The organism is Mesorhizobium sp. M7A.F.Ca.MR.176.00.0.0, assembly GCF_004023165.1.
In the GTDB taxonomy this organism is placed as follows: Bacteria; Pseudomonadota; Alphaproteobacteria; order Rhizobiales; family Rhizobiaceae; genus Mesorhizobium.
This window is the reverse complement of the sequence record NZ_RZTC01000098.1, coordinates 3,950-12,159: the sequence shown is the minus strand read 5'-3', so window position 1 is coordinate 12,159 and position 8,210 is coordinate 3,950. Positions and strand designations below refer to the sequence as shown.

Annotated in this window: 8 protein-coding genes and 1 pseudogene; 3 read left to right on the top strand and 6 right to left on the bottom strand. The window is 63.0% G+C overall.

Annotated elements, in window-relative coordinates; all coding sequences use genetic code 11:
* Window positions 1-187, top strand: a pseudogene (locus EOB59_RS36715) (LysR family transcriptional regulator); the annotation flags it as partial.
* A 133-nt stretch (window positions 188-320) separates the two neighbouring features.
* Here the strand turns inward: EOB59_RS36715 and EOB59_RS26195 are convergent.
* From EOB59_RS26195 to EOB59_RS26185, 3 genes are all read right to left on the bottom strand, one after another.
* Entirely contained in the window at window positions 321-1,247 is a 927-nt protein-coding gene (locus tag EOB59_RS26195; protein ID WP_127810865.1) for a DMT family transporter, read from the bottom strand.
* A 60-nt stretch (window positions 1,248-1,307) separates the two neighbouring features.
* Complete coding sequence (locus EOB59_RS26190; protein ID WP_127399117.1) at window positions 1,308-2,195, bottom strand: DMT family transporter; 888 nt, start codon at window positions 2,193-2,195, stop codon at window positions 1,308-1,310.
* Window positions 2,196-2,370: 175 nt separating this feature from the next.
* A complete protein-coding gene (locus EOB59_RS26185) occupies window positions 2,371-3,888 on the bottom strand; it encodes an alpha/beta hydrolase (RefSeq protein ID WP_128289554.1) in 1,518 nt (505 codons plus the stop codon).
* A 105-nt stretch (window positions 3,889-3,993) separates the two neighbouring features.
* Here EOB59_RS26185 and EOB59_RS26180 point away from each other — a divergent pair, with 105 nt between their 5' ends.
* Window positions 3,994-4,743, top strand: coding sequence for a helix-turn-helix transcriptional regulator (locus tag EOB59_RS26180; protein ID WP_128289553.1), 750 nt, complete (start codon window positions 3,994-3,996; stop codon window positions 4,741-4,743).
* Window positions 4,744-4,764: 21 nt separating this feature from the next.
* On the opposite strand, the gene EOB59_RS26175 is transcribed toward EOB59_RS26180, so the two are convergent.
* Entirely contained in the window at window positions 4,765-5,859 is a 1,095-nt protein-coding gene (locus EOB59_RS26175) for a polyamine ABC transporter substrate-binding protein (RefSeq protein ID WP_127398467.1), read from the bottom strand.
* A 45-nt stretch (window positions 5,860-5,904) separates the two neighbouring features.
* Window positions 5,905-7,011, bottom strand: a complete 1,107-nt coding sequence (gene aguA / locus EOB59_RS26170; protein ID WP_127810862.1) for an agmatine deiminase — start codon at window positions 7,009-7,011, stop codon at window positions 5,905-5,907.
* A 204-nt stretch (window positions 7,012-7,215) separates the two neighbouring features.
* Between aguA and EOB59_RS26165 the strand changes: the two genes are divergently transcribed.
* Window positions 7,216-7,722, top strand: a complete 507-nt coding sequence (locus EOB59_RS26165; protein ID WP_127269953.1) for an OsmC family protein — start codon at window positions 7,216-7,218, stop codon at window positions 7,720-7,722.
* Window positions 7,723-7,725: 3 nt separating this feature from the next.
* On the opposite strand, the gene EOB59_RS26160 is transcribed toward EOB59_RS26165, so the two are convergent.
* On the bottom strand, window positions 7,726-7,947 hold the full coding sequence (locus EOB59_RS26160) for a hypothetical protein (protein ID WP_013532531.1): 222 nt from the start codon (window positions 7,945-7,947) through the stop codon (window positions 7,726-7,728).
* Between the last annotated feature and the right edge of the window lie 263 nt (window positions 7,948-8,210).

Sequence of the window (8,210 nt, the reverse complement as noted above, 5' to 3'; positions counted from 1 at the left end):
CGCCGGTGTCGCGCTGACGCTGCGAACGGCTCGCTTTGCCCATTCCGGCATTGTCGAGGCGCCGCGCGAGCTTGGCCTGCCGCAGGTTCCAATGGCTGAGTTCGCCATCCGGTTGCGCGCTGGCTCCGATGGTCCGGCGGGCGATCTGGCGGCTCTGCTCGGCGGCAACCTTGCCTTGTCGGGCTGAATGCCCAAAGAAAAAGCCGACCTTACGGTCGGCTTGGAGTAGGACGGGCCGAGGGGTTTGGGGGGACTTGGGGATGGCCCGTCGCACCCATAATGCCTGACCCGGATGATGGTTCCGTGACTGTGTCACTTTTTTAAGAAATATTTGACGCCACGCGTTGCGGGCCGGCCATGCGTTGCGAGCGGGCCCTCAGCCAATCCCGCCCCGCATGGGCGAACACCGCGCACAACACGATGATGCCGCCGATCATGCTGGCGGCTGGTGCAATCTCGCCCAGGAACAGGAAGGCAAACAGGATCGCGAACGGCACTTCGGCCGAGCCGAGCAGCCCGGATTCGGCCGGCGGGATGAGCCGCGCGCCCTCCGTCCACAGGATCGAGGATAACGCAAAGGACGCGCCGAACGTGGCGAGCAGAACGGCATCCCTTGGCGAAACCGCCAGCGGATCGGTGACGAACCAGCCGAGCAGGAACAGCAGGAACGCCGAAACCGCGCCGGCCCACACCACCGGCGTGTCGCGGAACGCGCGCACCATGATCATGTAGAGGCCGCTGCCGATGGTCATCAGCAGTGCCAGTCCGTCGCCGAACAGATTGCCACTGCCGAAGCCGGACCAGACCATGATCGCCACGCCGCACAGCGACACGGCGGCGGCGACCATCGTCTGCAACCGGAAGGGTTCGCGCGTCAGAACCCAAGCCAGCAGCGCGGTGACGAAAGGTGCTGTGGCATAGATGACCGCGACATTGGCGACGAAGGTGAACTTGAACGCCGAGATGAAGGCGATGCTGGCCAGAGCTCCCTCTACCGCCAGCAGCCAGCCGCGCCAGCCAAGCCGCAGCGTTTCGCGGTTACCGGAGCGGTGACGCCGCCACAGCACATAGAAGCTGATCAGGATGGCGCCGACAAAGCCGCGCCAGCAGATGATGGTCAACGGGTCGGCATGGATCGACTTTGTCAGAACACCGGTCAGGCCGAAAACGGCAGCTGAGGACGACACCAGGATGATGCCGAGTGTGCGCTCTGCGGCGGTGTCGGTGGCGGCTGCAATGTCAGTCATGCAACCAGCCTACGCCGCTTGGTCCTGACATCGTAGTGTCAGCAATGATGGTGATCCACATCATAGGCGTTTGCGAAAATGCTCGGTGCCGACGATCAACAGGCCGGCGGCGACGATCAGCGCAGCGCCCAGGAACACCTCGCGGCGCGGCACGTCGCCCCAGATCGCAAAGCCGAGTGCGAATGCCCACAACAGCGAGGTGTATTCCAGCGGCGCGATGACCGAAGCCGGTGTGCGCTTCATGCCTTCGAACAGAAGATATTGTGCCAGGCCGCCGAGTGCGCCGACGCTGGCAAGCAGCAGCAACTGGGTCCAATCGGGTGTCTGCCACCAGAGCAATGCCGGCACCGCCGAAAACAGCAGGAAATAGAAATTGTTGAGCAGGAGCTGGATCATCGAGCGCTCGGCAAGGGCGGTCTTGCGCAAGAGCACGATGGCGATGCCCCACAAGAAGGCCGCCGCCAGCACCAGCAGCACCGGCACGGACAGGCCCAGATGGGTCGGATCGCAAGCGACGAACACGCCGGCAAAGCCGATCAGCACCGCCAGCCAGCGCAGCATCGGCACCTTTTCGCCGAGCAGGAACACTGAAAGCACTGTGACGATGATCGGGGCCGCATAATAGACGGTGGTCAGCTCGGCGAGCTGCAGGCTGCGCGCGGCGTTGTAGTAACACAGCCACGCAGCAAGCGTGAAGGCACTGCGCACCAGCATCGGCCGCACGATCGGCGAGCGCATCGTGTCGGCAAACAACTGTCGTCCGCCGATCGCCGCGCACGCGCCCAGAATGGCAATGCTGCGGAAGAACATGATCTGCCAGACGCTCATGCCGACGACCAACAGCTTGATCGAGGCATCCTGTGTCGAAAACAGCAAATAGGCCGCACCGGTCAGCAGGATGCCTGCAAGCACCCGCTCGCGTGTTTCGAGAATGGCGATATCGGCCATAAGGCGCGTGGGACCAAATTTCCGGAGCGGCAGAATGCTGTGAGGAGCGACACGAGGAGCTGTGAATTCAGTTCCCTCGGCACCAAGCTATAAGGGCGAAAATCGCTGCGGCGCTACGCCAGCCCGGTGGTTATGTTGGGGCAGGGGGCCATGCCGAGCTGCACTGTCGCCAAGCCTACTGCGTCGCCTGGTAAAGCTCCGAAGCGGCTTCTTTCAGCGCGCGTCGGCCGTCGGGCCTGAAATACATCATGTGCCCGCCCTCGACGACATCGAGACGGATAGGCTTGGCATCGGCGAGCGATGGGATCTGGTTCACCAGGTAGCGCGAGGCGAGGTAAGGCGTGACCAGGTCGGTGTAGCCGTTGACGATCACGACACCAAGCGAAGGGTTCAGTGAGCGTGCGCGCTGCAGATCGTCCATCACTCCGGCATAGCCTTGCCGCGAGGCGCTGGTCCCGTAATCCCATTTGTGGCTGATTTCGCCATTGAGCAGCCGATAGCTGACATCGGTGCGGAAATTCAATTCGTCACGGATGTAGCCGACGAAAGCCGACGTCAGCGCCGGCACGCTGCGGTCGAGCACCGGATCCGGGCCGGCGATGCGGGCGCTCTCAGGCGCGATATCGGCTGTGCCGATCGTGGCGTCATAGGGGCTGAGCACCTTGCCGCTGGCACGGGTGAACTCCCTTGCGAACAGGCCGGTGGGGATGCGAGCGGAGTTCCGTTGCACCAAATCGAGTGGCAGGCCGGTGATCTCAGCGACGCGCTGGCTCGCCAGCCGCCTGCCTTGCTCCAGTCCGCTGGTGATTGCCGTGAGGTAATCGCCCATCGCATAGTGTTCGACTTCGGCCAACTTCTCCCGCAATGCATCGCCGCTGACGCCTTCGGTGCGTAGCCGCACCGCCGCCAGGGAAGGCAGTTCGAGCGCCCAATGCAGCGGCTCGAATTCGTCGGGCTGCACCAGCGTGAACTCCAGCGCCGGCGAGATCAGCACGATGCCGCTCGGACTGATGCCGATATCTTCCTGCAATGTCCTGGCGAGCAGCGCCGCGCGGAACCCGCCATAGCTTTCGCCGGCGAGGAACAGCGGCGACCCGGTGCGGCCGTTCTGCGCGAGATAGAGCCGGATGAAGGCGCCAATCGAGCTGGCATCCTGGTTGACGCCCCAGAAATCGCGCGTGTCCTGCCCCGGTGCCTCGCGGCTGTAGCCGGTCCCCACCGGATCGACGAAGACGAGATCCGTCATGTCGAGCCAGCTGTCCGGATTGTCGATCAGTCTTTGCGGTGAGGGCAGGAGTTCGCCATCGGCTCCCGTCGCGATTATCCGTGGACCGAGTGCGCCGAGATGCAGATAGGCAGACGCTGCTCCAGGGCCGCCATTGAACACGAAGGTGATCGGCCGCTGCGGGTCTTTGGCCACGCTCGCCGGCGGCTCCGGCGTGTAGGCGACATAGAAGATCTCCGCCGTGACCTCGCCGTTGCCCGATAGCAGCGACAGGGTCGCTGCCTTTGCCTGGTAATCCAGCTTGCGCCGGGCCAGTGTGATCGAATGGTTGGTGGTCTGCGGCGGCGGCAGCAGGGACAGCACACCGCCCGCAGGTGCCGGCCGCTCCGCCGTTTCAGCCAGGACGGGCTGCGCCAGGACGGCAAGCATCGGCAGGATGAGGAAGATCAGTTTCAGCTTGACCAGCATGATGGCTCCGCGAGAACGACTCCCGCATAGGTATGGCCGAGAGGATCGAAGTCAAAGGAAATGGCTGTCTTGAACCTGCAACGGCTTGCGCTAATGTGAGCCGGAATGCAGTCGAACATCTCTCTCGATCGGTTTGGACACTGGAGCGGCGGTGTGGCGGCTGCGGCCCTGGCCGCGACGCCTGAAGAACTGTCCGCTCGCTTCACAGCGGCGGCGAGCGGGCTGCTTGGCTCCGACCGCGCCTATGTCGGCTTTTACCGTCGCGACATAACATCCCTGACCATCGACGATGCCGGCCCCGATCGCTGGAACCGCGACTACGATGCACGACTGTATCGCCAGGATCCCTTCTTCCAGAGGTTCGCCAGCACAAGACAGGATTTCCTGTTGCCGCTGTCGGCACTCCGCAATGGCGACTTCCAGCGTACCCCCTACTATCGCGAATTCTTCGGCCCTTCCGACAGTTTCGACGAGATCACCGGCGTGTTCAATCTCGACGGGCTGACCGCTGGCTATGTCACCTTCCTGCGGCGAAACGGGGCACCAGCCTTTGGCGATCAGGATCTGGAGATGGCTTGCGCGGCAAGCAGCGCGACAAGGCTCATTCTGCAAAGATTGCTTCATCTGTGCCGCTCCCGGGACAAGGGCGCCGCAATCGGTGACGGACGCTCGCGGCTGAGCAGGCGCGAGGCCGAGGTTGCGCGGCATCTGGTCGAGGGTGGCAACGCCAAGACGATTTCGCGAAGCCTCGCCGTCTCGCCCGGCACCGTCCGCAACCACATCAAGCAGATCTACCGCAAGCTCGGCGTGCACTCCCAGGTCGAGCTGCTGGCGGCCTTCCGCGAAGCCGCTTGAGCCTGACGGCTTCCGCCAGCTCTATTGCCCCGTCACGATGCGCGTCCACATGCGGTTTTGTGATCGCAGCAGCTTTGGGTCGTTGTTGTCGACCACGAACAGCTTGGCCTTCACGGCATCAGGCGGAAAGACGCCGGGATCGCTGGCTATCGCCTTGTCCATCAGCGGCAGGGATTCCGGTATCGCATTGGCATAGGAGACATAGCTGGAATTGGCCGCGGCGATATCGGGCCGCAGATTGAAGTTGATCCAGGCCTGGGCGTTGTCGGGATGCGGCGCATCTTTCGGCACCACCATCGTATCGAAGTTGATGAGCGTGCCTTCTCTGGGGATGGAATAGGCGATCTCCAGCTTCTTCACGGATTCCGCCGCACGGGTTCTTGCCTGAAGTATGTCGCCCGACCAGCCCAACACCACGCAGATGTCGCCGTTGGCGAGGTCGTTGATGTATTTCGACGAATGGAAATAGCGGATGTAGGGCCGCACCTTGCCCATCAGGTCCTCGACCTTGGCGAGGTCGTCGGGACTGGTCGATTTGGGGTCGATGTGAAGATAGTTCATCGCCATCGGGATGACTTCAGCCGGCGCATCGATCATGGCCACGCCGCAATCGGAGAGCTTCTTGACCACGTCCACGTCGAAGACCATGGCGAAGGAATCCGTCGGCGCGTCCGGCAGCCTCTGCTTCACCGCGGCGACGTTGTAGCCAATGCCGTCGGTGACAGCCATATAGGGCACGGCATGAAGGTTCTGCGGGTCGGCGCCTGCGATCAGCGCCAGGGCCTGCGGATCGATCTTCGAATGGTTGGCAAGCTTCGATTTGTCGAGTTCCAGGAACGCCCCCGCCTTCACCTGGTTCTTCAGGAACGGATAGGCTGAGGGGTAGACCACGTCATATCCCGAGCCGCCGGTGAGCAGCTTGGTTTCAAGTACTTCGTTGCCGTCATAGACATCGTAGCGAACCTTGATGCCCGTTTCCTTCTCGAATTTCTCGGCGGTGTCCGGCGCGATGTAGTCGGACCAGTTGTAGACGTTGACGATCTTTTCCTCGTCAGCCGAAGCCGCATTTGCGCAGACGCCGCAGGCAAGCAGGGTTGAGAAGATCAGAGCGCGCATAAATGTCCTCCGTTTTCGCTATCTGTTTTCGGCATGCGTCGTCCCTCAGCGTCGCTGCGGGGCATAGACCGGCAAGGTGATGCAGGCGACATTGCCGCCACCCAGCAGGATCTCGCGTGAGTTTTCGATGCCGACTATCTTGTGGTCGGGAAACAGCTCGGCCAGCGTCTGCTTGGCCTTCACATCGAGATCGCAGCCGAACTGCGGTACCACCACGACGCTGTTGCCCGGATAGTAGTTGATGTAGCTCGCCGCGATCCGGTTTCCGGCCGGTCGCGCCCAGGTCGAATCCAGCCGGTCCACGCTCTCGCTTTCTTCCGGCGTCATCTCGATCGGCAGGGGATGCGGCAGCCGGTGGATCTCCAGTGCGCGGCCACGCGCATCACGGGCCGAACGCAGCACCTCTTCGGCTTCTCGCACAATCTCGTATTGCGGGTCCTCCCGATTGTCGGTCCAGCTCAGCACGACCACGCCGGGACGCACGAAGCAGCAGATGTCATCGACATGGCCGTCGGTTTCGTCGAAGGCAAGGCCACGCGGCAGCCAGATGACGGTGTCGACGCCGAGATAGTCACCAAGCTGGCGTTCCACCTCGGCCTTGCCGAGATGAGCGTTGCGATTTCGGTTGAGCAGGCATTGCTCCGTCGTGATGAGGGTGCCCTGGCCGTCGCATTGCAACCCGCCGCCCTCGGCGATCAGCGGTGCGCGGTAGCGATCCATGTTCTCGATTTCGAGCACTTTTTGCGCTGCCAGATCATCGAGGTCCCATGGCGCGTAGAGGCCGCCGTCAAAACCGCCATAGGCGTTGAAGATCCAATCGACGCCACGCACGCCGCCTTGATCGTTGACGACGAAATTGGGACCGCTGTCGCGCAGCCAAGAATCGTTGGTGGACATCTCCACGACACGCACATGGCCGGGCAATCGCGCTCGGGCATTCTGCCACTGGCGAGCGGAGGCCGCCACCGTCACTGGCTCGCTTTGCGCGATCGCCGCGGCGACATCCACGAACAGCTTTTGCGCGGGCTTGGCGCCGAGGCGCCAGGTGTCCGGCCGCTCCGGCCAGATCAGCCAGCAGCCTGACTTTGGTTCGAATTCGCCGGGCGCGCGAAACCCATCCTGTTTCGGCCTTGTCGAGAGGGTACGGGGCATCTTGGGACCGCCGGGAAATGGAGTGATGACTTGCCCGGATCAGACGTTTTTGGGACCTTGTCCGTCAATGTCCCATTTGGGATATCGGTGTTGACCGCTGTCTCCTGTTGCGGAACGGCATTGCCTTGCCACGGTGATCGGCGCAAATCTCGACCGGACGGCGTATGCCGGTGACGCAAGCAGTCGACGAAAGGGGAAAAGCGGATGGATGCGACCGAACTGAAGGCCATGCAGGCGCCGCTGAAGCAGGCCTACCGTGACGATGCTTCGCAGGCTCTGATCACGCTTCGCGCCAAGGGCTCGATCGATGACCAGTCGGTTGCCTGCAAGGTGGAGACGGGCAGGGCGCTCGCCATCGCCGGCTTGCATCCGGCAACAGGCGGCTCAGGGCTTGAACTCTGCTCGGGCGACATGCTGCTGGAGGCGTTGGTCGCCTGCGCCGGGGTGACGCTCAAGGCGGTGGCGACGGCGCTCGAGTTCAAGCTCGGCGCCGCCACGGTGGAGGCCGAAGGCGATCTCGATTTTCGCGGCACGCTCGGTGTCGCCAAGGATGCACCGGTCGGCTTTCGCGCCATCCGGCTCAATTTCAACCTCGACACCGCTGAGCCGCAGGAGCGGGTAGACTCGCTGCTGAAGCTGACCGAGCGTTATTGCGTGGTGTTCCAGACCATCAGCCAGAAGCCGGAGCTGACGGTGAGCGCACGCCGCTGATGCTTACTGCGCCGACGGTTCTTCGGCGTCGCCCTCGTCAGTGAAGGGCGAGGCGCTCGGCACGCATTGCACCGACCAGCCGGCCGGTGTCGGCTGCTTCTGATATTCGGTGATGGCGGCGGTGCACTGTTCGCGTTTGTCGAAGGTGCTGGGCAGCACGACCATGCCGCCTTGCGGGCCGGCGATTACCAGATACCAGACCAACGCTGCTGCGGTCGTAGCCATGGGGATTTCCTTGTTCTGCCAGTTGGGCGCTGTTGTGGGAGTCGCTGTGACCCTACCAACTCCATGGAAATGACGAAAGCCTGACCGCCGCACAGCTTCCCGCCGTCACATCACAGCCGCGTGATGTGACGGGGGTTTCCAGCCCGATTTCGAAGCGCAATCGGCTCAGTTGGTGGCAAAACAATAGAACAAGCCATCGCCCCCGGTGCCCTTGAGCGCCTCCTGGCTGCAGCCGCCGCGCGAGGCGTGCGAGGAATTCCAGG

Bases quoted from the DNA above. Each gene is read 5' to 3' on its own strand.
- EOB59_RS26160 (WP_013532531.1), bottom strand. From the start codon at position 7,947: ATGGCTACGACCGCAGCAGCGTTGGTCTGGTATCTGGTAATCGCCGGC.
- EOB59_RS26165 (WP_127269953.1), top strand. From the start codon at position 7,216: ATGGATGCGACCGAACTGAAGGCCATGCAGGCGCCGCTGAAGCAGGCC.
- EOB59_RS26175 (WP_127398467.1), bottom strand. From the start codon at position 5,859: ATGCGCGCTCTGATCTTCTCAACCCTGCTTGCCTGCGGCGTCTGCGCA.
- EOB59_RS26180 (WP_128289553.1), top strand. From the start codon at position 3,994: ATGCAGTCGAACATCTCTCTCGATCGGTTTGGACACTGGAGCGGCGGT.
- EOB59_RS26190 (WP_127399117.1), bottom strand. From the start codon at position 2,195: ATGGCCGATATCGCCATTCTCGAAACACGCGAGCGGGTGCTTGCAGGC.
- EOB59_RS26195 (WP_127810865.1), bottom strand. From the start codon at position 1,247: ATGACTGACATTGCAGCCGCCACCGACACCGCCGCAGAGCGCACACTC.
- aguA (WP_127810862.1), bottom strand. From the start codon at position 7,011: ATGCCCCGTACCCTCTCGACAAGGCCGAAACAGGATGGGTTTCGCGCG.
- EOB59_RS26185 (WP_128289554.1), bottom strand. From the start codon at position 3,888: ATGCTGGTCAAGCTGAAACTGATCTTCCTCATCCTGCCGATGCTTGCC.